Here is a 22851-nt window from a genome sequence, read left to right on the forward strand (position 1 = left end):
GCCTCGGCGTGCCGGGCCCGTCAAGGAGCGCCGCCTCGGCGTCACTGGACGACGATCGTGCGGGTGTCCACGAACGGTCCCGGGCCCTCGCCGTCCGAGGGGTCGTCGGTCATCGCGACGAAGGTGTACTCCCCGGGTGCGAGGCCGGAGACGTCGACCTTCGACTGCCACGGGTAGAGCTTGTCCATCCAGCCGTCGGCCATGGCGGACCCCTGCTTCACCACGGTGTCGCCCCGCCGCACCTCCCACGGGACGGTCGCCTCGAACGAGCTGGCCACCCCGCTGGCGGTGAAGGAGCCGCTCACGGTGCTGCCCTCCTCCGGGTCGCTCACGCTGACCAGGGAGAGCGTCTCGAGCGGGTCGGCGTTGGTGACCGGCTCGGTGGTGTCCACGCCGAGGAGGGTGTCGACCGAGAACCGCACCGGCTTGCGGGACTGGACGGCGGCCTGCACGGTGTAGACGACCTGTTGGACGGCGACGCCCGCGGCCTGCGCGCTCATGCCGGAGGGGCGCTCGGCCAGCGCATCGCTCACCTCGACGTCGACGAACTCGTCGCCCTCGGAGCCGCCACTGAAGTCGCCGGCGTGCCACGGGCTCCGGTAGTCCGGGTCGTGGGGCTGCGCGGTCAGCAGGTCGAGCGCGCCCTGCACCGGGTCGGCGGCCTCGACGTGGTCGAACTCGCGGAAGAGCCGCGGGCCCTGGGGCGTGTCGCCGAGGTAGTACGCCGCCATCGTGGACTGCGCGCTCGTCGAGGGTGACGCCGACGCCGAGGGCTCGCTGCTGGACGTGTCCGGCCTCGACGACTCACTCACCTGTGCCGTGCTGGGCGTGTGCCGGGGGCGCGACGAGGCGACCGGGCTGTCGTCGTCCCCGGAGCCGGTGAGCCCCAGCTGGTCGCCGGCGACGGCGATCGCGCCGACCACGACAGCGGTGGCGACGACGGCACCACCGACGGCGTAGGTCCAGGGGCGGCGTGCGGACATGGGAGTCACCTTCGTTCGGTTGCGGATGGAGTCGAGCGCCTCGCGGGGCTCGACGTCGGAGACGGCGTCGGACAGCAGCTCGGAGAGCCTGCTCTCGTCGGGCTGCCGGCCCGGGTCCCGGGGCTCGGTCACGGCCGGTCCTCCCACTGGTCGTGGAGCAGGGCCCGCAGGGCCGCCGAGCCGCGCGACGCGTGGCTCTTCACCGCCCCGCGGCTGATACCGAGGGTCTCGGCGATCTCGACCTCGGTCAGGTCGAGGTAGTAGCGCAGCGCCAGCACCTCGCGCTGCCGCCGGGGGAGCTGGCGCAGGGCGTCGAGCACGGCGTTGCGGCGACCGCCCGCGAGCAGGGCCTCGTCGGCCCCGGCGCCGACCGGCGGGACGGTCTGGCGCTCCGCATGGCGGGCGACGACCGCGCGGTGCCGCAGCGCGGACCGGGACCGGTTGACCACGGTCTGGCGCAGGTACGCCAGGGCGAGCGCCGGGTCGCGCAGCCGCGACCAGCGGCCGTGCACCGCGACGAACGCGTCCTGCACGACCTCCTCGGCCGTCCCGACGTCGCGCACGAGCAGGACCGAGAGCCGGACCAGCTGCCGCCAGTGGGCGGCGTACAGCTGTTCGAGGGCGTCGTCGGCGCTCCAGGTCGACGGCGCACGGCCTGTGGACGGGCTCACCGCACCGGTCCCTGGGGACCGGCGGACCAGGGGCGCCGTCGCATGGGTCATCACGCTAGTGGCACGCCCGGCCCGCCCCGTGGGTTTACACGCGTCACAGAGCAGGTTTCATGGACCGCGACCACGACATCCGTGCCAGCATGGACACGACGAGAGGGAGACAGATGGCTGCGGCACCCGACTGCCTGTTCTGCAAGATCGTGGCGGGGGAGATCCCCGCCGAGGTCGTCCACATGACCGAGCACGCCGTCGCGTTCCGCGACATCAACGCGCAGGCGCCCACACACGTCCTGGTGGTGCCGCGGGAGCACTACCGCGACGCGGCCGCGCTCGCGCACGGCGACCCCGAGGCGACCGCGGAGCTGCTGCGGGTCGCCGCCGCGGTCGCCACCGCCGAGGGGCACGAGGACTACCGCCTCGTGTTCAACACCGGCGAGGGCGTCGGCCAGACGGTGTTCCACACCCACCTGCACGTGCTCGCGGGGCGCTCGATGACCTGGCCGCCGGGATGATCCGTCGGTGGCGGAGGGGCGTCGCGGGCCTCGGGACGGCCCTGGTGCTCGCCCTCGTGACGACGTCCTGCAACAGCGGCGGGACCGAGCAGGCGACGCCCGCGGACCCGGCGCCCTCCAGCACCGCGGCCGCCGGTGCCGGTCACCAGGACGCGCACCCCACCGCCCCGTCCCGGCTGCTGCCGCTGCGCCCGGGCGAGAAGCGGGTCACCCTCACCATGCCGGAGGACTACACCCCCAGCGCGCCCAACGGCGTCGGCACCGACGACTACCGCTGCTTCCTGCTCGACCCGCACCTGACCAAGGACACCTGGCTCACCGGCACCAACGTGCTGCCCGGCAACCCCGACGTGGTCCACCACGTCATCCTGTTCCGGGTCCCGCCGCAGCAGGTGCGCGAGGCCGAGCACCTCGACGACCGCACTCCCGGCCAGGGCTGGACCTGCTTCGGCGGCAGCGGTCTGGCGGGGGAGTTCAACAACATCGACGACGCGTCCTGGCTGGGTGCCTGGGCGCCCGGCGGCAAGGAGTCGGTGGACCGGAAGGGGTACGGCGTCGACCTCGCCCCCGGCTCGCGGGTGATCATGCAGGTGCACTACAACCTGCTCGCCGGGCAGCAGCCCGACCGTTCCTCGACCCAGATCCGGGTGATGCGCGACGGATCGGGGCTGACCCCGCTGCACACCTACCTCATGCCCGCGCCGGTCGAGCTCCCCTGCCGTCCCGGCCACGACGACGGCCCTCTGTGCGACCGCGACGCCGCGGTGGCCGACGTGCTGCACCGGTTCGGGACCGCCGGCAACACCAACAGCCTGCTGCACCTCCTCTGCGGGTCCGAGGCGCGGCCGTCGCCGACCAGCTCGTGCACCCGCACGATCGGGCGCCCGATGACGGTGCTCGGTGTCGCCGGCCACATGCACCTGCTGGGCCGGTCGATCCGCATCGAGACGAACCCGGGCACGCCACGGGCCAGGACGATCCTCGACATCCCGGTCTGGGACTTCGACAACCAGGGCACCAAGCCGATCGCGCCCGTGCACCTCGAGCCGTTCGACACGGTCAAGGTCACCTGCCGCCACGTGCAGTGGCTGCGCGACAAGCTGCCGGCGTTCGAGGGCCAGCAGGAGAAGTACGTCGTGTGGGGCGAGGGCACCACCGACGAGATGTGCCTCGGGATGCTGCAGGTCGCCTTCGACTAGTCGTACTCGGCTCAGAACGCCGCGAACACCCGCAGCACGGCGAAGACCACCGGGAGCCCGAAGACGACGAGCATCACCCAGGCCGTCACCCGGTGCACCCGCTTGGTGGAGTCGAGCGCACCCGCGAAGTCCAGCAGCGCCCCGTCCGGCACGTGGTGCGTCAGCCCCATCCGGCGCGCGTCCGCGGGCATGCGCTGCCCGGCGTCCCAGTACGGCGGCGTGTCGTCGTCGTGGTCGTCGGGATCGTCGTACACGTCCCTCATGCGACCACGGTAGGCCCGCTCACCTGACGTGCGTCGGGACTCGCCAGATCGCGGCGTCCCGTCCTCGGGACCAATCCGCACCCACGCCCGTGACGAAGACCTCGTGCAAGGCAAGATTTCCCGACGCCCGTAGAGGGCGGAACCTGGAGAACAATGCTCATGCGCACACGGAGGAAGAAGCAGATCGCCGCAGGGATGTTCCTGCTCTCGTCGGCAGGGATGGTCGCCGGCACCGCGCAGGTGCCCGCGAACGCCGCGGCAAACGACGCCCTGCTCGGCGGAACCCAGACCGAGGGGAAGCTGCACCCGATCAACAACTCGGGCGCGAACGGCATCGCCACGGTGACCGTCGACGGCCGCAAGATCGACGTCTCGGTCGACGCCAAGCGGCTGCTGAAGGGGATGCCGCACGCCATGCACATCCACTTCGGGAAGCAGGCGCGTCACGAGTGCCCGACAGTGAGGGACGACGACAACGCGGACCACCGCATCAACACCGTCGAGGGCCTGCCCGCCTACGGTCCGGTGCGCGTCTCGCTCACCAAGCGTGGTGACACCTCGCCGAAGAGCACCCTCGCGGTCAACCGGTTCCCGACCGCGCCGAAGCACCAGATCCACTACGACCGCACCATCGGCATCGGCAAGAAGCTGGCCCGTGCCGTCGCGAACGGCAAGGGCGTCGTGGTGATCCACGGCATCGACTACAACGGCAACGGCAAGTACGACTTCAGCGCCGGCAAGAGCGACCTCGACCCGAGCCTGCCCGCCGAGGCGACCGACCCGGCCGCCTGTGGCGTGCTGCACGAGTCCGACGGCGCGCTGTCCCTGCGGTGACCGCTCGCACCTGAGAAGCCCACGTCGGCCCCCGGTCACCCGGGGGTCGACGTGCGTCCGGCACCGCGTCGGCAACTCGCTGGGGCTCGGGGCCGTGCTCCCGTAGCATGGAGGGGCTCGCACCACCGACCGGAAGGACCGCCCGCCTCGGGCATCCATGACTGACACGCACCGACACGACGGGACACCGACGACGTACCCCACGCGGCACACCGTGGTGGTCCCCAACAGCATCAACATGGTCAGCCTGCTCGGGCCCGGCGACGAGCACCTCGCGCTGATCGAGCGCTCCTTCGAGGCCGACGTCCACGTCCGCGGCAACCGGATCACGCTGTACGGCGAGCCGGGCGAGGTGGCGCTCGCCGAGCGGCTCCTCGACGAGCTGGTGACGATCATCCGCACCGGCCAGGGGGTCACCCCGGAGACCGTCGAGCGCGTGCTCGGGATGCTCCGGACCGAGACCACCGAGCGGCCCGCCGACGTCCTCTCGCTCAACATCCTGAGCAACCGCGGTCGATCGATCCGGCCCAAGACGCTGAACCAGAAGCGCTACGTCGACTCGATCGACAAGCACACGATCACCTTCGGCATCGGCCCCGCCGGCACCGGCAAGACCTACCTGGCCATGGCCAAGGCCGTGCAGGCGCTCCAGTCGAAGAACGTCAACCGCATCATCCTGACCCGGCCGGCGGTCGAGGCGGGGGAGCGGCTGGGCTTCCTGCCGGGCACCCTGAGCGAGAAGATCGACCCCTACCTGCGGCCGTTGTACGACGCGCTGCACGACATGATCGACCCCGAGACGATCCCCAAGCTGCTGGCGGCCGGGACCATCGAGGTGGCGCCGCTGGCCTACATGCGCGGCCGCACCCTCAACGACGCGTTCATCATCCTCGACGAGGCGCAGAACACCTCGCCCGAGCAGATGAAGATGTTCCTGACCCGCCTCGGCTTCAACTCCAAGATCGTGGTCACCGGTGACGTCACGCAGGTCGACCTCCCGGGCGGCACGAAGTCCGGCCTGCGGGTCATCGAGGGCATCCTCGACGGCGTCGAGGACATCGTCTTCAACCGCCTCACCAGCCACGACGTCGTGCGCCACCGGCTGGTCGGCAAGATCGTCGCGGCGTACGACGAGTTCGACGCGCGCGCCGAGCTCGCGAAGGGGGACCGGTCGTGAGCATCGAGGTGCTGAACGAGTCGGGCCACGACCTCGACGTCAAGCAGCTGGCGGCGCTGAGCCGGTTCGTCATGGACCGGATGCGCGTGCACCCGTTGGCCGAGCTGTGCATCAAGGCCGTCGACGAGCCCACCATCGCCGAGCTCAACGAGCAGTGGATGGAGAAGGAGGGGCCGACCGACGTGCTCGCCTTCCCGATGGACGAGCTGCGGCCCGGCCTGGTCGACGAGGAGCCCGAGGAGGGCGTCCTCGGTGACCTGGTCCTGTGCCCCGACATCGCGGAGAAGCAGGGCGTCGCGGCCGGGCACGGCAAGGACGCCGAGATCGAGCTGCTCACCGTGCACGGCATCCTCCACCTGCTGGGCTACGACCACGCGGAGCCCGAGGAGCACAAGGAGATGTTCGGCCTCCAGGACGAGCTGCTCGCCGCCTGGCGTGCCGGCGTCGCCGCTCCGTGAGCAGCGGTGATGCCGGGCTGCTCGTCGTAGCAGCCGCCCTCGTCGTCCTCGCCGGCGTGTTCTCCGCGGCCGACGCCGCGCTCGGCTCGTTCTCGCGCGCCCGCGCGGAGGAGCTCCTCGCGGACGGCCGCCCCGGCGCCCGGCGGCTGGTGGCCCTGCTCGACGATCCGCCGCGCTACCTCAACACCGCGCTGCTGCTGCGGCTGCTGTGCGAGATCTCCGCGATCGTGCTGGTCACGCTGGAGGTCAGCGACGGCTTCTCCGGGTCCTGGTGGCCGACCGTGCTGACCTCGATCGGCGTCATGCTCGTGGTGTCGTTCGTGGCGATCGGGGTCGCGCCGCGCACCATCGGCCGCCAGCACTCCGAGCGGGTGGCGCTGATCTCCGCGGCCCCGCTGACGTTCGTGACCCGGGTGCTCGGCCCGCTTCCGGCGCTGCTGATCCTGGTCGGCAACGCGATCACGCCCGGCAAGGGGTTCCGCGAGGGCCCGTTCTCGACGGAGACCGAGCTGCGCGAGCTGGTCGACCTCGCCGAGGCCTCGGCCGTGATCGAGTCCGGCGAGCGCAAGATGATCCACGGCGTCTTCGAGCTCGGCGACACCACCGCCCGCGAGGTGATGGTGCCCCGGAACGACGTGGTCTACGTCGAGCGGCACAAGAACCTGCGCCAGACGATGTCGCTCTTCCTGCGCAGCGGCTTCTCCCGGGTGCCGGTGATCGGCGAGAACCTCGACGACATCATCGGCTTCGCCTACCTCAAGGACATCGTCCGCCGCGACTTCGAGGCACCGGACGTGGAGTTCACCCAGCGCATCGACGAGGTGATGCGCCCGGCCCACTACGTGCCGGAGTCCAAGCCCGTCGACGCGCTGCTCTCGGAGATGCAGGCCGACCGGCAGCACATCGCCGTCGTCGTCGACGAGTACGGCGGCACCGCCGGCCTGGTCACCATCGAGGACATCCTCGAGGAGATCGTCGGCGAGATCACCGACGAGTTCGACGAGGAGGAGGTCGAGGTCGAGGTGCTGCCGACGGGGGAGACCCGGGTCTCCTCGCGCTACCCGATCGATGACCTCGACGAGCTGTTCGGCTTCGACGTCGAGGAGGAGGACGTCGACAGCGTCGGCGGACTGATGGCCAAGCACCTGGGCCGCGTCCCGATCCCGGGGTCGCACGTCGAGGCACACGGGCTGCGCTTCGAGGCCGAGGGCACGGTCGGCCGGCGCAACAAGATCGAGACGGTGCTGATCAGCCGGGTCGGGCCCGAGCCCGCGCCGGCGGCCGACGAAGGAGGAACGCGTGAGCACGCCGACTGACCTGTCCGCGGAGGACAGGAAGCTGGTCACCCTGGCCCGGGCGACCCGGGCCCGGACCCGCGCCGCGGAGGGCGCGGCGGTCCGCGACAGCGACGGGCGCACCTACGCCGGCGCCACCGTCGCCCTGCCCTCGCTGCAGGTCTCGGCGCTCGGTGTGTGCGTGGCCATGGCGGTGGCCTCCGGGTCGCGCGGGCTCGAGGCCGCGGTGGTGCTCACGGAGTCCGGGGCCGTCGCGGACGCGGACCTGCAGGCACTCTCGGACTTCGCGGGCGCGGGCGTCGTCGTGCACGTCGGCGACCCGAAGGGCGCGCTGGGGTCGACCCTGACGACCTAGCCGGTCACATGCCGGACATGTCCGGCGACTCGGACTGGTCCGGGGAGCCGGACCCGCTCTCACCCTCGCCCGGCATCGACATGCCCGGGCCCATGTTGTGGTGGACGGTCCGCCACCACAGGAAGGTCTCGGCGTGGCCGCCGTAGCCCGTGACCTGCCCGAGCAGCTTGAGGTCGTTGTGCGTCCAGACGATGACCTGGCGTCCGCCGACGAGCGTGCAGAACAGCCGCCCGCCGGCCACCTCGGAGCTGAGGTCGCCGGCCTCGAGCTGGGAGATCGTGAAGTTGCGCGGGTGCTCGTACTGGTGGTTCCAGGACACCTCGCCGGTAGATCGCCTGCGCGAGCAGTTCCCCCTGGCGGTCTGCTCCATCGACGGCCGCTCGCCGGTCAGCTTCTCCACCCGGTCCAAGTAGGCCGAGTAGAGCTCGCTCATCGAGCCGTAGGTCTCGAAGGTGGCCAGGTCTGCGCCGTGGACCTGGGGCGCGCAGACGACCTTCGTGTCGGTCGCGGGCTGGCACGACTCCGGCGGGACGTAGCCCTGCGCCGCGCCCTCCGAGCTGGTCTCCGCGAGGATCCCCATGATCGGGTTGGTGCCGGCACCCGCAGAGCCGGCGCCCGACGGGCTGGAGGAGCCGGACGGGCCGGGCTGCCCGCTGGTGTCGCTGCTCGCACCCGCAGGCGAGGACCGGTGCTCGTAGCCGAACCAGAGACCGCCGAGCGCCAGGGCCGCCAGCACGACCATCGTCACGGGCACCAGCCAGCCGGTGCGGCGACGGCGTACGTCGGTCACCGGCCCGGCGCCGGTGCCACCCGACGGCGGTACGTCGGCAGCACCTGACGGCGGCGGGGGAGGCATGCTGCCGCTGCTCCCTCCCGGTGCCGACCACTCGCGGGGCGGCGCGGCCGCCTCGGTCGGTGGGCCGGCGTACGCCGCCGGGGCGGTCGCACTGAGCGCGGTCTCGGGTCGGACGTCCTTGGCCCCCAGCGCCGTCCGGGCGGCCTCCACGAGCTCACGGCCGCTCGTGTAGCGGTCGGCGGGGTTCTTGGCCAGGGCGCGGCTCATCACGTCGTCGATGGCGTGACCGAGCTCCGGGCGGAGCTGGCTGGGCGGGGTCGGCGACTCCTCGACGTGCGCCCAGATGACGGCGGCGTCCGCCTCCTTCACGAACGGCACCCGCCCGGTGAGCGACTCGTAGAGCACGCACCCGAGCGAGTAGATGTCGGCCTGCCCGTCGACGTCCCGCCCGGTGATCTGCTCGGGGGCTATGTAGTCGATGGTGCCCATGAACTGGCCGGTCGGGGTGAGGCCGGTCCGGGACAGGGCGTGCTTCGAGATGCCGAAGTCGGCGAGGTAGACGTGGTCGGGATCCTCGTCGGCGCCGCGCTGCACGAGGATGTTCGCCGGCTTGACGTCGCGGTGGACGAGGCCGGCCCGGTGCGCGTGGTCCAGCGCGCGGGCGGCCTGGTCGATGATGTGCAGCACCTGGACCGGGGTGAGCGCACGACCGCGGCGCAGGATCTGCTTCAGGTCGCTGCCCGGCACGTACCTCATCGCGATGTACAGCAGGTCGCCGTGCGCGCCCATGTCGTAGATCGGGATGACGTTGGGGTGGTTGAGCGACGCCGCGATCCTCGACTCCTGGAGGAACCGGGCGCGGAAGACGTCGTCGGTGGACAGCTCCGGCGCCAGCACCTTGAGCGCCACCGAGCTGCCGATGCGGGGGTTCTCGGCCTGGAAGACGACGCTCATGCCGCCCCGGCCCAGCACCGAGAGCAGGCGGTAGCCCGCGAACTCCTCGCCCACCATCGGCATCATGCCGTCACCATAGGGCGGCCCGCCTGCGCCGGGTGCTGGCCGGTCACGACGTCCGCCAAGTGGGGTACGCGTCGTGAGAACTGGCCGCGGCGACGGGTCCTCAGCGCGTCGACGAACGCCTGATGGAGCGGGCCGTGGCCCACCGGGTCAGGACGATGAGCACGACGGCGAGCACGAGCAGCGCGGCCACGTCGAGCGTCCAGTACCCGGCCGAGCTCGTGGCCAGCGTGTCGCGGGCGGTGCCGCGATGGTGCGCGGCGTCCTCCAGCCCCACCGACGAGGCCGAGGCCGCGAAGGCGAACCGTCCGGGCACCGTCCAGGACAGCTGTTCCAGGCCGGCGCGGCCGGCGATCGGGAGCAGCCCGCCGCAGAGCACCAGCTGCAGCATCACCAGGGCGACGAGCGCCGGCATGGTCTGCTCGCTGGAGCTGACCAGCGCGGAGATGAGGAGCCCGGCCATGACCATGGCCACGGAGACGAGCGCCAGCGGCACCACGATCTCCAGGATGCCGAGGCCGATGACCCCGTCGCCGTCGGGGCCGGGCGTGCCGGCCACCGTCAGGAGGACGAACAGGACCGACTGGAGCGCGGCGAGGCTGCCCAGCACCGCCACCTTGCTGGCGACGTACGCCGACACCGACAGGCCCACGGCCCGCTCGCGGGCGAAGATGGCGCGCTCCTTCACCAGCTCCCGCACCGAGATCGCGCCCCCCATGAGGACCGCGCCGAGGACCAGGATGATCAGTCGCTGGTCCACCTCGTTCGGCTCGGTCTGACGCAGCATCGACAGACCTGCGTGGCCGGGGACGATGCGTGCCAGGACCGCGAGGACCACGGGCATCGCCACGAGCAGCACGATGAAGTTGCGGTCCGCTGCGATCACCGAGAGAGAACGAGCCACCAGCGTTCGGAGCTGCCGGGTCGCCGCCGGCAGCGTCCTGTTCTGGACCGGTGCCGGGGTGCTCGACTCGTCGCGCCGCACGAACCGGCCGCGCGCCGTCGACTGTTCGTAGAGGGTGGGCCACTCCGCGCTCTCGAGCGCGTTGAACACCGCGGCGAACGAGGGCACGTGGAAGAACTCGAGCAGCTCTGCCGGAGGACCGAAGTAGGCGACCCGGCCGCCCTCGGCCATGACCACGATGAAGTCGCACACCTCCAGCGCGAGCACGCTGTGGGTCACCACGACCACGATCCGGCCGGCGTCGGCAAGACCGCGGAGCACGTCGCTCATCACCTTGATGTCCAGGCCCGGGTCCAGCCCCGAGGTCGGCTCGTCCAGGAACAGGATCGGGGGCGCGGTCAGGAGCTCCATCGCGATCGACACCCGCTTGCGCTGCCCACCGGAGAGCCCGGAGCCGATCCGTTGGTCCAGCCGGGCAGCGAGCTGCATCTCGTCGACCACCTCGTCGACGCGGTGGTCGAGCTCGGCGGTCGAGGTGTCCGGGGTGAGGCGGAGCCGCGCGGCGTACCGCAGGGAGTCGCAGACCTTGAGCTGCGGGTGCTGGATGTCCTCCTGCGGGACGTAGCCGAGGTGCAGGCGCAGCTGGTCGTAGTCCTCGTAGAGGTCACGACCGAGCCAGCGCACGGACCCCGACGTGGCCGGGCGCAGACCGTTCAACGCGCCGAGCAGCGTCGACTTCCCGGCGCCCGAGGGGCCGATCACCGCGGTGAGCGTTCCGGCGGGCAGCGTGAGCGACACGTGGTCCAGCAGGACCTTGCCACCCCTGGTGACCACGGAGAGGTCCTCGGCCACCAGCGGTGATCCGGCTCCCGCGGCCACGGGCAGCAGTCGTTCGCCGTCCCAGCGGAGCTGGGCCGCGCCGACGCCGACGACGTCGCGTGGCCGCAGCCGGGCCGGTCCCTCGACCCGATCGCCGTTGAGGAACGTGCCGTTGTAGCTGCCCAAGTCGTGGAGGACGCCCTCGCCGGATCCACGCTCCACCACCGCGTGGTGGCGGGACACCAGCGGGTCGGCGACCACCACGTCGTTGTCCGGCTCCCGACCGATGCTGATGCGTTCGCGACGGGCGGGGGGCGCCGCGCTGGCCACGGTGGCGGCGATCCGCGGTGGACGGCCGGGAGCGGCGGCGTGGCCCGGCACCCCGCTGGGAACCGGGTCCAGGGCGAGCGTCACCACGGGACCGTCCGGCGCGCCCAGCGCGATGGCGACGGTCTGCCCGGGGCGCAGGTCGTAGCTGCCGAGCCGCCGCCCGTCCACCCAGGTGCCGTTGCTGCTGTCGAGGTCGACGAGCGTCCAGCCGTCGGCGCCGGGACGCAGCTCGCAGTGCCTCCGGCTCACGCGTCGGTCCCGGATCGTGATGTCGAGCTGCTGGTCGCGGCCGACCACCAGGACCTGGTCGCCGCCGAAGGACCTGCGCGTACCGTCCCACGCGGCGGAAAAGCTCGGCACACCCACGGCCTGACCTCCCCGGTTGTCCGGAATGGTCTCACCGCGCACACGCCGGGGCAAGGATCGCTGTGGGCCGGTACAGCGCGGTCCTAGGCTGTGTCCATGTCCGACCCGATCGCCGACGGTTCGGCTCGATCAGACGCGGTGCAGCAGGGCTCGTCGTTCCTGCTCTACCGCGACGGTGACGGGCGCCAGCGGATCGTCGCGCTGGACGACCGCGACGTCACGGTCGGGCGCGACCAGGGTCTCGACGTCTCCCTGACCTGGGACGGCGAGGTGTCGCGCCTGCACGCGCACATCGAGCGGCTGGGCTCCCGCTGGGTCGTCGTCGACGACGGCCTGTCACGCAACGGCACCTGGGTCAACGGGCACCGGGTCAACGGTCGCCAGCGGCTGGAGGACGGGGACACGATCCGCTTCGGGAACACCCCGGTGACCTTCAGCTGCTCGACGCTCACCGGCGGGACCGCGCCGCGCACCGTCACCGCGGTGGACGTCGCCCACGCCGTACGCATCTCCGAGAGCCAGCGACGGGTCCTGGTGGCGCTGTGCCGGCCCTACAAGGGCGGCGCGCGGTACGCCACGCCCCCCACGAACCAGCAGGTCGCGGACGAGCTCTTCCTCAGCGTGGACGCCGTCAAGACGCACCTGCGCACCCTGTTCGCCAAGTTCGACCTCGAGGCGCTGGGCCAGAACCAGAAGCGAGCCCGCCTGGTCGAGATCGCCCTGCGTCTGGGCATCGTCACGGACCAGGAGCTCTGAGCGGCCGCACGCCGGGCACCACACCTGGGTGGCGAAAGGCCACCCCTCGAGCGCTGCGCGACCCCACTTTGGCTGTCTTACCGGCACCCCGGGGCGGGAGTGATGGTTCTTGGACAGGCACCACCCGGGTGCCGGATCTCGAAGAACCAAGGAGAATCCGATGTCCACTCCCACCACCCGCCGCTCGTTCAAGCTCCACACCGGCCTGGCCGTCGCCGGTGTCGGCGTCCTGCTCACGGCCGCCCTCGGGGGCGGCCTCGGAGACCCGACCGCAGCCCGCCTGCGCTCGACCGACCGCACCCCCGGGTCGGCGCAGGCCCTCGCCGCCGGTGGCACGGGCGAGACCGACGGCCTGGTGACCACCACCGCCACGACCGACTTCGACTCCTTCCTCGCGAGCCTCGTGGAGGACACCGCGAACTACTGGAGCGGCCGGCTGGCGGCCTGGGAACCGCAGTACGGGACCGGTCCGTGGCAGACCGTGACGTACCAGATCATCGACAGCGGCCAGTCCGTCACCAGCGCGTGCACCGATGGTGCGGGCAACGCCACGGTCGCCGGGGATCCCGACGAGCTCGCGGGAGCGAACCCCGCCTTCTTCTGCGGCGCGGACATGACCATCTACCTCTCCAGCCAGTGGCTCTACGACAACATCTGGAGCGCCTCGGGTGACGGTGGCGCGGCGAGCGACTTCGGGGTGGCCTACGCCGTCGCGCACGAGATGGGGCACGCCGTCCAGCACGACCTCGGCATCACCACCCCCGAGGACTCGCCCACGGTCGCGCCGACCGAGCTGCAGGCGGACTGCCTGGCCGGCGTGTGGAGCAACGAGAAGTACTACGAGAACGCGCTCGAGCCGGGCGACGTCGAGGAGGCGGTGGCCGAGGCCACGGCCGTCGGTGACTACGAGTACACCGATCCGGGCTTCCACGGCACGCCGGAGGAGCGCTCGGGGGCCTTCATGGTCGGGTACGACTCCGGCGACGCCAGCAGCTGCACGCTGACCCTCGCCGACACCCTGTGAGGCGTGCCCCTCGCCCGCCTGCAGCGCCCCGGACGGACGGTCCGGGGCGCTGTCGTGCGTCCCGGCAGGTCCCCCCGCGGCAGGACGTAAGCCTCTCCGCACTCCGGACGGCCTGACGGACGCTTGAGCTGGAGGACGAGACGACGGAGGACCAACATGTCTGGATCGAGCACGCCACCCGTACCGACCGCCTACCCAGCACGTCTCGACGTCGAGCACGCGGAGCAGTACAACCGGGTGACGACCCTGTTCCGGATCTTCATGGTCATCCCGATCGCCATCGTCTACGGCGTGCTGACCGCCGGCGCCACCGACACGGCGTACGACCAGAGCGGCGACACGGTGAGCTCCACGAGCGGCGGGATCGTCGCGGGCCTGTTCATGGCCACGCTGCTGATGATTCTGTTCCGGCAGCGCTACCCGCGCTGGTGGTTCGACTTCGCGCTGGAGCTGACCCGGTTCGGCACCCGCATCGGCGCCTACTTCGCGCTGCTCACCGACGAGTACCCCTCGACGGTCGAGGCGCAACGGGTCCACCTCGAGATCGACTACCCCGACGTCGAGCGCGACCTGAACCGCTGGCTGCCGCTGGTGAAGTGGCTGCTCGCGATCCCGCACTTCATCGTGCTGTTCTTCCTCTCGGTCGGTGCCTTCTTCGCCGTGGTCTTCGCCTGGTTCGCGATCCTGTTCACCGGCCGCTACCCCCGGGGACTGTTCGACTACGTGGTCGGTGTGGGCCGGTGGTGGCTGCGCGTGGAGGCCTACGCGTTCCTCCTCGTCACCGACCGGTATCCCCCCTTCTCACTCCGCTGAGGGGACCTCCTGGAGCACGGCGACCGGGATCGTCCTGCCTGCCTTGCGGGCGTACCTGGCGACCTCCGGCGCACGAGCGAGGACGGTGCCGTTCCACATGGTGTCCCGAGCACTGCCGACGAGCTCCCGGGGGCGGACCCGGAGGTGGTCGCGGCCGATCTGCACGTCCGCCACGTCGGCCGCGCGGAGGTTCAGGAACCAGTCGGGGTCCCGGGGGGACCCGGAACCCGTGCCCCAGACGACCGGCCCCTCGGGGGTCTCCAGGAAGCGCACGCAGGTGGAGCGGGGGAGCCCGGTGCGTCGGCCGGGGACGGTGATCAACAGGACGGTCACGCCCCTGCGGCCGCTGCTCAGCCGGCCGTCGAGCCCGCGATAGAGCCGGACGGCGATGCGGTTGCCGACCCGGGTGAGGCGACGGCTCATGTCGGGGCTCCTCGGTGCGCCACTGCGCCGATCCGGGCGAGGTCCTGGGCCAGGCGTGCGTCGCGGTCCTGGTGGGCGGGTATCAACCGCGCGTAGAGCCGGTCGAGCAGCCAGGGCGCACGCAGGACCCGGAACGACTGCGTGATCAGGGTCCGCCCCTCGCGGGGCTCCAGCCGGATGCTCCACAGCGTGCTGTCGGGGAAGAGCGGGGTCGGCACCGTCCGCCAGACGAGCTCGTGGGGTGGGGTCGCGGCGACGATCTCGCACGTGCGACCCCAGCGGGCCCAGCCGGCCCGGTTCCGACCACGGAAGCGCGCTCCCGGGCTCGGTTCGTCGACGTCGTCCAGCCACCGTGCGGCACGGCACTCGTGGCTCCACTCGCCGACCCGGGTGACGTCGCTGATCACCGCCCAGACCTCTGTCACGGTGGCGTCGACGACCACCTCGACACGAGAGCTCTTCTGAACCTGGCTCATGGGTTCCTCCTCGGTGCATCCGACGTGCTGGTGTCACGCCCCGACGTCCAGCAGCCGGCGGATCGTCGTCGCCAGCCACCGCTCGTAGTCCTCGACCGGCCTGCCTCCGACCTGCGTGAGCAGGTGGAAGGCGTCCGCACCCATGACCACCCACAGGGCGTCGAGCACGTCCTCACCGACAGGACGGCCGACCACCGACTCCATGCCCTCGCGGATGTTGTCCCGCCGGCTGGTCTCGAGCTCGTGCAGCTTCGCCGCGAGGGCCGGCTCGCTGCGGGCGGCCTCCATGAGGGCCCGACGCAACCCCCAGGTGCGTCGGTTGATCCCCGTGACCAGCCGCGCGGCGGCGCTGATCCGGTCCGCGGTGCCGCCTACCCCGAGGGCGGCGAACTCCGGGCGCTGCGTCAACGGGAGCGGCTCGGCATCGCCGACGACGGCCGCGTCGATGGCCGTCAGCAGCAGCGCGGTCTTGGACCCGAAGCTCGCGTAGACCGTCTCGACCGCGACGCCGGCCGCCCTGGCGATCTCGCGCATCCCGGTCGCCGACCAGCCGCGCTCGGCGAACAGCGACGTGGCTGCGGCCAGCACCAGCTCACGGGTCTGCGCGGCCTGCTGCCGGCGGCGAGCCGATCGGTACGGTCGCCTCCCCCGGTCGGGGAGCGTCTCGTCGGGGGTGCTCATGTGCCCCACCTCCCACCAGGAGGTTAGAACGGGACCGTTTTCGATACAAGGGCGTTCCGGTCAAATTCTGGACGGGCTGCGCAGCGCCGTCGCGGGCAGCGCGGTCACGGGAGGGGAGAGGCGTAGTGGTGCGCCTCGGGCGTTGCCCGGGCCCTGGGCACGCCCAGCTCGACGACGACCCGGCAGCCGGGGTCGCCCACCGCGATCCTCTCCTCGAGCAGCACGGTCGCGCCGTGGTCGCTGTTGCGAGCGGCGATCCCGCCGAACACGCTGGAGGTCATCCGGCACAGTGAGGGTGCCTGCTGGACCACGTCGCCGAAGGGGCAGCGGTCGTTGACCAGCACGATCCGCTCGGGGCCCGCCTCGAGGACGCGGAAGCCGCCGTCGATGGCGTGCTTGAGGCGCACGTAGCAGTGACCGATCTGCTCCGGGGTCATCCGGCCCGTGACCGCCGCCGCGAGGCGGTACTCCTCCTCCATGCGGCCACCGACGTCCGTGCCGACCTGCGCCACCGCCGCGTCGGCGGAGTCCTGCCCGTGCTCGACCTCGATGGTCTGCGCCAGCTGCACCACCAGGGCGCGCAGGAAGGACTCCTTGCCGAACCCGCCACCGGGCAGGGCCTCCTCCAGCATCGGCAGCGCCGGGGTACGACGACGTGGCGGGTCGTGGTCGACCGCAGCGGGCCGGGACACGGGCAACGTCATCGAGACGACGAGTCCCTCGCCGGAGCGCTCCCGACTCTCCAGCGAAGGCGCCAGCTCCCGCATGATGAACAGCCCGCGCCCGGACTCGGCCAGCTCGTCCGGATCGACGTCCGGGCCGACCTCGTCGGCGATCCCGCCGGTGGCCCGGTCGAAGCCCGGCCCGAGGTCGTAGACCGACATGGTGGGGTTGGTGTCCCGCCAGGTCAGCGACACCCAGACCGGGCCGGAGGTGTGCCGGATGGCGTTGCCGACCGACTCCGCGACGAGGAGCTCGGCCGCGTCGAAGTCGCTCTCCGGTTCGCCGTGACGCCTCAGGTAGGCGACCAGCTCGCGCCGCAGGACAGGGAGAACTTCCGGTGCACCGCCGGGCAGGTACCAGTCCACCCGGCCAGTGTGGCACCGCGACGGAGGAACCCCGGTGAACGTGCCGGCAGCCGCTCTAGTCCAGGAAGCCCGTCTCCGGGTTGATGTTCGCCAGGAAGTCCCGGATCGCCCAGATCATCTCCGGCCGCGTGAACGACCGGTCCTCGGACAGTCGCGAGCTGAACCCGTAGCCCCGGTTCGGACCCGACACCCAGGTGAAGTCGCACTGGCTGCGCACGCCCGTTCGGGCCTGCACCTCGAACACCTCGCCGTCGACCTCGAGGAGCGTCGCGTGGGGGGCGGTCATGGCCCCACTGTGGCACGCAGCCCGGCGCGGGCGGGCCACGCATCCCCTCACGTGATGACTTCCTGACCCACCGGTAACACTCCGGATACCGGACAGGAGTAAGTTGCATGCCGTGACGACTGGGGGATCCTGGGACCAGCACGCCGCCGCGGTGCAGCGCCTGCGGGCGTCGTACGACGCGATTCCGGCGGGTGCGTCGGTCCGGCTGGCGAAGAAGACCTCGAACCTCTTCCGGCCCCGCGCCGACACCGAGGCCCCCGGCCTCGACGTCTCCGGCCTGACCGGCGTGATCGAGGTGGACGCGGCGGCACGGACCGCCGAGGTGCAGGGCATGTGCACCTACGAGGACCTCGTCGACGCCACCCTGCCGCACGGCCTGATCCCCCTCGTGGTGCCGCAGCTGCGCACCATCACCCTCGGCGGCGCCGTGACCGGCCTCGGGATCGAGTCGACCAGCTTCCGCAGCGGCCTCCCGCACGAGTCGGTCCTCGAGATGGACGTCTTCACCGGCGCCGGCGAGGTCGTGACCACCCGTCCCGGCGAGGACCTGTTCGACACCTTCCCCAACTCCTACGGCTCGCTCGGCTACGCCACCCGGCTGCGCATCGAGCTCGAGCCGGTGCCGTCGTACGTCGCCCTGCGCCACGTCCGCTTCGACGACGCGGGCGTGCTGGCCAAGACGGTGTCGGAGGTCGTCGCCACCAGGACCTACGAGGGGACCCGGGTGGACGGGCTCGACGGCGTCGCGTTCGCGCCGGGGGAGTACTACCTGACGCTGGCCACCTGGACCGACTCCGTGGACGGTGCCACGTCCGACTACACCGGCCAGGACGTCTACTACCGCTCGATCCAGCAGCGGGCCTCGGCCGGCTCCGGCACCGACCTGCTCACGATGTACGACTACCTGTGGCGCTGGGACACCGACTGGTTCTGGTGCTCCGGGGCGTTCGGCGTGCAGCACCCCGTGGTCCGCCGGCTGTGGCCGCGGCGCTACCGGCGCTCGGACGTCTACCACAAGCTGGTCGGCCTCGACCGTCGCCTCGGCATCGCCGACCGCCTCGACCGGCGCGCCGGCAGGCCGCTGCGCGAGCGCGTGATCCAGGACGTCGAGGTGCCGGTCGAGCGGCTCGAGGAGTTCCTCGCCTGGTTCGACGAGGCCGTGGGCATGCGGCCGGTCTGGCTGTGCCCGCTGGTCTCGAAGCGCGACTGGCCGTCCTACCCGCTGGCGCCCGGCGAGACCTACGTCAACGTCGGCTTCTGGGGCACGGTGCACGTGGGACCGGACGCCCCGAACGGCCCGCGCAACCGCGCGATCGAGGCGCGCGTCCACGAGCTCGGCGGCCACAAGTCGCTCTACTCCGAGGCCTTCTACGACGCCGAGACCTTCGACCAGCTGTACGACGGCGCGAACCTCGCCGCCGTCAAGCGGCGCTACGACCCCGACGACAGGCTGACCAGCCTCTACGACAAGGCGGTGAGGAGACGATGACCATCACGACGTCCCGGCGAACCACGACCGGGAACCTCAGCATCGGGGACGCGGTCGCGTCGCTGCTGCGCGACGGCATGCCGGTGCGGTTCACGGCGTACGACGGCAGCGCGGCAGGACCGGCGGACGCCCCCATCCGCCTCGAGCTGCTCAACCAGCGCGGCCTGGCGTTCCTGCTCACCGCGCCCGGCGACCTCGGCATGGCGCGGGCCTACGTCTCCGGCGACCTCCAGGTCCACGGCGTGCACCCGGGCGACCCCCACGACGCGCTGAAGCTGCTGCAGAACCACCTGCGCTTCCGCAAGCCCTCGGCGACCGAGGCGCTCGCGCTCGTGCGCGGGCTGGGCATCTCGAACCTCAAGCCCCCGCCGCCGCCCCCGCAGGAGCACCTGCCGCGCTGGCGCCGGGTGATGGAGGGCGTGCGGCACTCGATGACCCGCGACGCCGAGGTGATCCACCACCACTACGACGTCTCCAACCGCTTCTACGAGCTGGTGCTCGGGCCGTCGATGACCTACACCTGCGCCGTCTACCCGACCGCCGACGCGACGCTCGAGGAGGCGCAGCACGAGAAGTACGACCTCGTCGCCCGCAAGCTCGACCTCCAGCCCGGCCAGCGGCTGCTCGACCTCGGCTGCGGCTGGGGCGGGATGGTCCGCCACGCCGCGCGGGAGTACGGCGTCAAGGCGCTGGGCGTGACGCTGTCGCGCGAGCAGGCCTCGTGGGCGCAGGAGAAGATCAAGGAGGAGGGCCTCGACCACCTCGCCGAGGTGCGCTTCCTCGACTACCGGCTCGTCGAGGAGGGTGACTTCGACGCGATCTCCTCGATCGGCCTGACCGAGCACATCGGGGTGCGCAACTACCCGGCGTACTTCGGGTTCATCCGTGACAAGCTGCGCCCGCAGGGCCGGCTGCTCAACCACTGCATCACCCGGCACGACAACATCCCGCGCAGCACCGGGGCGTTCATCGACCGCTACGTCTTCCCGGACGGCGAGCTGATCGGGTCGGGCAAGATCATCACCGAGGTGCAGAACGCCGGGCTCGAGGTGCAGCACGAGGAGAACATCCGCGTGCACTACGCCAAGACGCTGGCCGGCTGGTGCCAGAACCTGGTCGACAACTGGGACGAGTGCGTCGCCGAGGTGGGGGAGGGCACCGCCCGCGTGTGGGGTCTCTACATGGCCGGCTCGCGGCTCGCGTTCGAGCGCAACGAGATCCAGCTGCACCACGTCCTCGCCACGAAGACCGACGAGAACGGAGAGTCCGGCTACCCGCTGCGGCACACCTTCTGACCCGGCGAATAGCCTTGGCCGGTGAGCACGAGAGCCAGGCAGTACGCAGCAGAGGTCCTGCGACGTGAGCAGCTCACCCCTCACCTGGTCCGGCTGACCCTGGGCGGACCGGGGCTGGCGGCCTTCGCGAGCACGGGCATCCCCGACGAGTGGGTGGGCCTGGTGGTGCCGCAGCAGTTCCAGAGCCGCTACTACACCGTGCGGTCCTGGGACGGGGCGGAGCTGGTCCTCGACGTCGTGGTGCACGAGGTCGGGCTGGTGACCGAGTGGGCTGCTCGCGAGTGCGTGGGTGAGACCGTCACGATCACCGAGCCCAAGGGCTCCTTCGCGATGCCCGAGGGGGCCGCCTGGCTGCTGCTGGTCGGCGACCTGACCGCGATGCCGGCGATGGCCCGGATCGCGGAGTCCGTCCCGCGCGACCTGCCCGTCCGGATCTGGGCGGAGGTGCCCGACGCCGAGGTGCTGAGCGGGGCGGCGTACCTCCCCGAGGGCGCCGAGGTGAGCTGGCTGGAGCCGCCGGCCGCGGGGCAGAGCGACCTGGCCGCGGTCGTGGAGGGCATCGACTGGCCGGAGGGCGACGGCTACTTCTGGATGGCGGGGGAGTCCGCGCAGATGCGGGCGATCCGCAAGCACCTGATGCGCGAGCGGCAGCTGCCGAGCGCGGCGTACGACGTGATGGGCTACTGGCGCGGGGTGGCCCGGCGCCAGCCGCGGGCGGTCGACCCCGGCCCGATCTGGCGGGCGGGCAAGATGGCAGGCAAGGCCGATGACCAGATCTGGGCCGACTACGACGAGGCGAGGACCCGGCATGAGTGAGCACAGGAGTGGGTTCGCGTCGTTCGTCGGCCGGCCCAACGCAGGCAAGTCGACGCTGACCAACGCGCTGGTCGGCACCAAGGTGGCGATCACCTCGGACAAGCCGCAGACGACGCGCACGGTGGTGCGCGGCATCGTGCACCGCGACGACGCGCAGCTGATCCTCGTGGACACGCCGGGACTGCACCGGCCGCGCACCCTGCTCGGTGAGCGGCTCAACGACCTGGTGAAGACGACGCTGTCCGAGGTCGACGTGGTCTCTGTGTGCTTCCCGGCGAACGAGAAGATCGGGCCGGGCGACAAGTTCATCATCAACGAGATCGCCAAGATCAAGCGCACCACCAAGGTCGCGATCGCGACCAAGACCGACCTCGCCACCCCCGAGCAGATCGGCCTGCACCTGCTGGCGATCCAGGAGGCAGGGCGCGAGGCCGGCATCGAGTGGGCCGAGATCGTGCCGGTCTCGGCGAAGTCCGGTGACCAGGTGAAGCTGCTCGAGGACCTCCTGGTCGGCCTGCTCCCCGAGGGCCCGCAGCTCTACCCCGAGGGCGACCTCACCGACGCCCCCGAGGAGATCCTGGCCGCGGAGCTGGTCCGCGAGGCCGCCCTCGACGGCCTGCGCGACGAGCTGCCCCACTCGGTGGCCGTCGTCGTCGAGGAGATGGGCCTGCGCGAGGGCCGTCCCGACGACAAGCCGCTGTTGGACATCCACGCCAACCTCTACGTCGAGCGCGACTCCCAGAAGGGCATCATGATCGGCCCGAAGGGCGCCCGGCTCCGCAAGGTGGGCACCGTGGCCCGCCAGCAGATCGAGGCGCTGCTCGGCACGCCCGTCTACCTCGACCTGCACGTGAAGGTGGCCAAGGACTGGCAGCGCGACCCGCGCCAGCTGCGCAAGCTCGGTTTCTGACCGGTCGGCAGGACTCGCTCAGCTGCGGAGGTACGACGCGCCGTTCACGTCGATGATCGTCCCCGACGAGAACCGCGCCCCGGGCGAGGCGAGCCACACCACCGCCGCGGCCACCTCCTCGGGGCGCGCCACCCGACCGAACGGCGACTGGGCGCGCACCGCGTCCCCGCCCGGCCCGTCGAGCACCTCCCGGGCCATGTCGGTCTCCACGAAGCCGGGCGCCACCGTCCCGACGGTGATCCCGTGCGGCGCGAGGACCAGCGCCATCGACTGTGCGAAGGCGTTCATGCCCGCCTTCGACGCCCCGTAGGCCGGGCACTCGGGCTCACCACGGAAGGCGCCCCGGCTCGACACGTTGACGACGGCGCCGCCGCCCGCGGCCCGCAGGTGCGGGATCGCGCAGAAGGTGGCGTTGGCGGCGCTGCCGAGGTTGGTGGCCAGGGTGCGTGACCACGCGTCCTGCCAGTCCTCGTACGACGTCGACAGCGGCGGGTGCGCGACGAAGACGCCCGCGTTGTTCACCAGCACGTCGAGCCGGCCGAGCCGCTCCGCGGCAGCGTCGACGGCCTCGCGGACGGCGTCCGGCTGGGTGACGTCGGCCTGCACGGTGACGTGCCCGTCACCCGACAGGGAGGCCAGCACCGCTTCGGCGGCCTCGGCCGATGTCCCGTAGTGGACCGCGACCCGGTCGCCCTGCTCGGCGAAGGCCCGGGCGATCGCGGCGCCGATGCCGCGCGAGCCTCCGGTGACGAGGACGCCGCGTCCCTGCGTGTCTGTGCCCATGGCGACATCTTGTCGTGGCGGCTGGTGAAACG

General features: G+C 71.7%; 25 protein-coding genes. 14 read left to right on the top strand and 11 right to left on the bottom strand.

Annotation, left to right across the window (positions count from 1 at the left end):
* Nucleotides 1-41: 41 nt before the first annotated feature.
* Nucleotides 42-1115 carry a Gmad2 immunoglobulin-like domain-containing protein gene (locus ACZ43H_RS04445; protein ID WP_464588079.1) on the bottom strand — a complete coding sequence of 358 codons (1074 nt, stop codon included), beginning with the start codon at nt 1113-1115 and terminating at the stop codon, nt 42-44.
* Nucleotides 1112-1654: a SigE family RNA polymerase sigma factor gene (locus ACZ43H_RS04450; protein WP_464588081.1), complete on the bottom strand. Its 543-nt coding sequence runs from the start codon at nt 1652-1654 to the stop codon at nt 1112-1114. Before ACZ43H_RS04450 ends, ACZ43H_RS04445 begins: the two co-directional genes overlap by 4 nt.
* A gap of 164 nt (nt 1655-1818) precedes the next feature.
* On the opposite strand from ACZ43H_RS04450, the gene ACZ43H_RS04455 reads away from it, so the two are divergent.
* Complete coding sequence (locus ACZ43H_RS04455; RefSeq protein ID WP_464588083.1) at nt 1819-2166, top strand: histidine triad nucleotide-binding protein; 348 nt, start codon at nt 1819-1821, stop codon at nt 2164-2166.
* Nucleotides 2167-2210: 44 nt separating this feature from the next.
* Nucleotides 2211-3365, top strand: coding sequence for a hypothetical protein (locus ACZ43H_RS04460; protein WP_464588084.1), 1155 nt, complete (start codon nt 2211-2213; stop codon nt 3363-3365).
* Nucleotides 3366-3376: 11 nt separating this feature from the next.
* Here the strand turns inward: ACZ43H_RS04460 and ACZ43H_RS04465 are convergent, their stop codons facing one another.
* A complete protein-coding gene (locus ACZ43H_RS04465) occupies nt 3377-3628 on the bottom strand; it encodes a hypothetical protein (RefSeq protein ID WP_464588086.1) in 252 nt (83 codons plus the stop codon).
* 159 nt (nt 3629-3787) lie between these two features.
* On the opposite strand from ACZ43H_RS04465, the gene ACZ43H_RS04470 reads away from it, so the two are divergent.
* From ACZ43H_RS04470 to ACZ43H_RS04490, 5 genes are all read left to right on the top strand, one after another.
* Nucleotides 3788-4462 (top strand): hypothetical protein, encoded by a 675-nt coding sequence (locus tag ACZ43H_RS04470; RefSeq protein ID WP_464588088.1) that lies wholly within the window; start codon nt 3788-3790, stop codon nt 4460-4462.
* A 157-nt stretch (nt 4463-4619) separates the two neighbouring features.
* Nucleotides 4620-5639: a PhoH family protein gene (locus tag ACZ43H_RS04475; protein WP_464588089.1), complete on the top strand. Its 1020-nt coding sequence runs from the start codon at nt 4620-4622 to the stop codon at nt 5637-5639.
* On the top strand, nt 5636-6097 hold the full coding sequence (gene ybeY, locus ACZ43H_RS04480; RefSeq protein ID WP_464588091.1) for an rRNA maturation RNase YbeY: 462 nt from the start codon (nt 5636-5638) through the stop codon (nt 6095-6097). The genes ACZ43H_RS04475 and ybeY overlap by 4 nt, the downstream gene beginning before the upstream one ends.
* A complete protein-coding gene (locus ACZ43H_RS04485; RefSeq protein ID WP_464588093.1) occupies nt 6094-7413 on the top strand; it encodes a hemolysin family protein in 1320 nt (439 codons plus the stop codon). Before ybeY ends, ACZ43H_RS04485 begins: the two co-directional genes overlap by 4 nt.
* Complete coding sequence (locus ACZ43H_RS04490; RefSeq protein WP_464588094.1) at nt 7397-7747, top strand: cytidine deaminase; 351 nt, start codon at nt 7397-7399, stop codon at nt 7745-7747. Before ACZ43H_RS04485 ends, ACZ43H_RS04490 begins: the two co-directional genes overlap by 17 nt.
* 4 nt (nt 7748-7751) lie before the next feature.
* Here ACZ43H_RS04490 and ACZ43H_RS04495 read toward each other — a convergent pair whose 3' ends face one another.
* Nucleotides 7752-9563, bottom strand: a complete 1812-nt coding sequence (locus ACZ43H_RS04495; protein ID WP_464588096.1) for a serine/threonine-protein kinase — start codon at nt 9561-9563, stop codon at nt 7752-7754.
* A 100-nt stretch (nt 9564-9663) separates the two neighbouring features.
* Entirely contained in the window at nt 9664-11979 is a 2316-nt protein-coding gene (locus ACZ43H_RS04500; RefSeq protein ID WP_464588098.1) for an FHA domain-containing protein, read from the bottom strand.
* Nucleotides 11980-12075: 96 nt separating this feature from the next.
* Here ACZ43H_RS04500 and ACZ43H_RS04505 point away from each other — a divergent pair, with 96 nt between their 5' ends.
* The 3 genes from ACZ43H_RS04505 (at nt 12076) to ACZ43H_RS04515 (ending at nt 14572) form a co-directional block, all read left to right on the top strand.
* Nucleotides 12076-12735, top strand: coding sequence for an FHA domain-containing protein (locus ACZ43H_RS04505; RefSeq protein ID WP_464588099.1), 660 nt, complete (start codon nt 12076-12078; stop codon nt 12733-12735).
* A 160-nt stretch (nt 12736-12895) separates the two neighbouring features.
* The gene (locus ACZ43H_RS04510; RefSeq protein WP_464588101.1) at nt 12896-13759 is read left to right on the top strand and encodes a neutral zinc metallopeptidase; all 864 of its coding nucleotides are present in this window, start codon (nt 12896-12898) and stop codon (nt 13757-13759) included.
* Nucleotides 13760-13915: 156 nt separating this feature from the next.
* Nucleotides 13916-14572 (top strand): DUF4389 domain-containing protein, encoded by a 657-nt coding sequence (locus ACZ43H_RS04515; protein ID WP_464588103.1) that lies wholly within the window; start codon nt 13916-13918, stop codon nt 14570-14572.
* Here ACZ43H_RS04515 and ACZ43H_RS04520 read toward each other — a convergent pair.
* The 5 genes from ACZ43H_RS04520 to ACZ43H_RS04540 form a co-directional block, all read right to left on the bottom strand.
* Complete coding sequence (locus ACZ43H_RS04520; RefSeq protein ID WP_464588105.1) at nt 14561-14995, bottom strand: nitroreductase/quinone reductase family protein; 435 nt, start codon at nt 14993-14995, stop codon at nt 14561-14563. The two genes, ACZ43H_RS04515 and ACZ43H_RS04520, sit on opposite strands and share 12 nt — an antisense overlap.
* Nucleotides 14992-15471 carry an SRPBCC family protein gene (locus ACZ43H_RS04525; protein ID WP_464588106.1) on the bottom strand — a complete coding sequence of 160 codons (480 nt, stop codon included), beginning with the start codon at nt 15469-15471 and terminating at the stop codon, nt 14992-14994. The genes ACZ43H_RS04520 and ACZ43H_RS04525 overlap by 4 nt, the downstream gene beginning before the upstream one ends.
* Nucleotides 15472-15504: 33 nt before the next feature.
* The gene (locus ACZ43H_RS04530) at nt 15505-16152 is read right to left on the bottom strand and encodes a TetR/AcrR family transcriptional regulator (protein ID WP_464588108.1); all 648 of its coding nucleotides are present in this window, start codon (nt 16150-16152) and stop codon (nt 15505-15507) included.
* Between the two features lie 104 nt (nt 16153-16256).
* Nucleotides 16257-17240: an ATP-binding protein gene (locus ACZ43H_RS04535; protein WP_464588110.1), complete on the bottom strand. Its 984-nt coding sequence runs from the start codon at nt 17238-17240 to the stop codon at nt 16257-16259.
* Between the two features lie 55 nt (nt 17241-17295).
* Entirely contained in the window at nt 17296-17526 is a 231-nt protein-coding gene (locus tag ACZ43H_RS04540) for a hypothetical protein (RefSeq protein WP_464588112.1), read from the bottom strand.
* Nucleotides 17527-17638: 112 nt separating this feature from the next.
* Here ACZ43H_RS04540 and ACZ43H_RS04545 point away from each other — a divergent pair, with 112 nt between their 5' ends.
* The 4 genes from ACZ43H_RS04545 to era are packed head-to-tail and all read left to right on the top strand — an operon-like array spanning nt 17639 to nt 22036.
* On the top strand, nt 17639-19015 hold the full coding sequence (locus ACZ43H_RS04545) for an FAD-binding oxidoreductase (protein ID WP_464588113.1): 1377 nt from the start codon (nt 17639-17641) through the stop codon (nt 19013-19015).
* Nucleotides 19012-20310: a class I SAM-dependent methyltransferase gene (locus tag ACZ43H_RS04550; RefSeq protein ID WP_464588115.1), complete on the top strand. Its 1299-nt coding sequence runs from the start codon at nt 19012-19014 to the stop codon at nt 20308-20310. Before ACZ43H_RS04545 ends, ACZ43H_RS04550 begins: the two co-directional genes overlap by 4 nt.
* A 21-nt stretch (nt 20311-20331) precedes the next feature.
* Complete coding sequence (locus tag ACZ43H_RS04555) at nt 20332-21126, top strand: siderophore-interacting protein (RefSeq protein ID WP_464588116.1); 795 nt, start codon at nt 20332-20334, stop codon at nt 21124-21126.
* Nucleotides 21119-22036, top strand: a complete 918-nt coding sequence (era, locus tag ACZ43H_RS04560) for a GTPase Era (RefSeq protein WP_464588118.1) — start codon at nt 21119-21121, stop codon at nt 22034-22036. Before ACZ43H_RS04555 ends, era begins: the two co-directional genes overlap by 8 nt.
* Nucleotides 22037-22054: 18 nt before the next feature.
* Here era and ACZ43H_RS04565 read toward each other — a convergent pair whose 3' ends face one another.
* The gene (locus ACZ43H_RS04565) at nt 22055-22819 is read right to left on the bottom strand and encodes an SDR family NAD(P)-dependent oxidoreductase (protein ID WP_464588120.1); all 765 of its coding nucleotides are present in this window, start codon (nt 22817-22819) and stop codon (nt 22055-22057) included.
* Nucleotides 22820-22851 lie beyond the last annotated feature (32 nt).

Source organism: Nocardioides sp. DN36, assembly GCF_055380375.1.

Excerpts from the sequence above, each read along its gene's own strand:
- ACZ43H_RS04455 (WP_464588083.1), top strand. The coding sequence starts at position 1,819 with ATGGCTGCGGCACCCGACTGCCTGTTCTGCAAGATCGTGGCGGGGGAG.
- ACZ43H_RS04465 (WP_464588086.1), bottom strand. The coding sequence starts at position 3,628 with ATGAGGGACGTGTACGACGATCCCGACGACCACGACGACGACACGCCG.
- ACZ43H_RS04470 (WP_464588088.1), top strand. The coding sequence starts at position 3,788 with ATGCGCACACGGAGGAAGAAGCAGATCGCCGCAGGGATGTTCCTGCTC.
- ACZ43H_RS04475 (WP_464588089.1), top strand. The coding sequence starts at position 4,620 with ATGACTGACACGCACCGACACGACGGGACACCGACGACGTACCCCACG.
- ACZ43H_RS04495 (WP_464588096.1), bottom strand. The coding sequence starts at position 9,563 with ATGATGCCGATGGTGGGCGAGGAGTTCGCGGGCTACCGCCTGCTCTCG.
- ACZ43H_RS04505 (WP_464588099.1), top strand. The coding sequence starts at position 12,076 with ATGTCCGACCCGATCGCCGACGGTTCGGCTCGATCAGACGCGGTGCAG.
- ACZ43H_RS04510 (WP_464588101.1), top strand. The coding sequence starts at position 12,896 with ATGTCCACTCCCACCACCCGCCGCTCGTTCAAGCTCCACACCGGCCTG.
- ACZ43H_RS04515 (WP_464588103.1), top strand. The coding sequence starts at position 13,916 with ATGTCTGGATCGAGCACGCCACCCGTACCGACCGCCTACCCAGCACGT.
- ACZ43H_RS04520 (WP_464588105.1), bottom strand. The coding sequence starts at position 14,995 with ATGAGCCGTCGCCTCACCCGGGTCGGCAACCGCATCGCCGTCCGGCTC.
- ACZ43H_RS04525 (WP_464588106.1), bottom strand. The coding sequence starts at position 15,471 with ATGAGCCAGGTTCAGAAGAGCTCTCGTGTCGAGGTGGTCGTCGACGCC.
- ACZ43H_RS04530 (WP_464588108.1), bottom strand. The coding sequence starts at position 16,152 with ATGAGCACCCCCGACGAGACGCTCCCCGACCGGGGGAGGCGACCGTAC.
- ACZ43H_RS04540 (WP_464588112.1), bottom strand. The coding sequence starts at position 17,526 with ATGACCGCCCCCCACGCGACGCTCCTCGAGGTCGACGGCGAGGTGTTC.
- ACZ43H_RS04550 (WP_464588115.1), top strand. The coding sequence starts at position 19,012 with ATGACCATCACGACGTCCCGGCGAACCACGACCGGGAACCTCAGCATC.
- era (WP_464588118.1), top strand. The coding sequence starts at position 21,119 with ATGAGTGAGCACAGGAGTGGGTTCGCGTCGTTCGTCGGCCGGCCCAAC.
- ACZ43H_RS04565 (WP_464588120.1), bottom strand. The coding sequence starts at position 22,819 with ATGGGCACAGACACGCAGGGACGCGGCGTCCTCGTCACCGGAGGCTCG.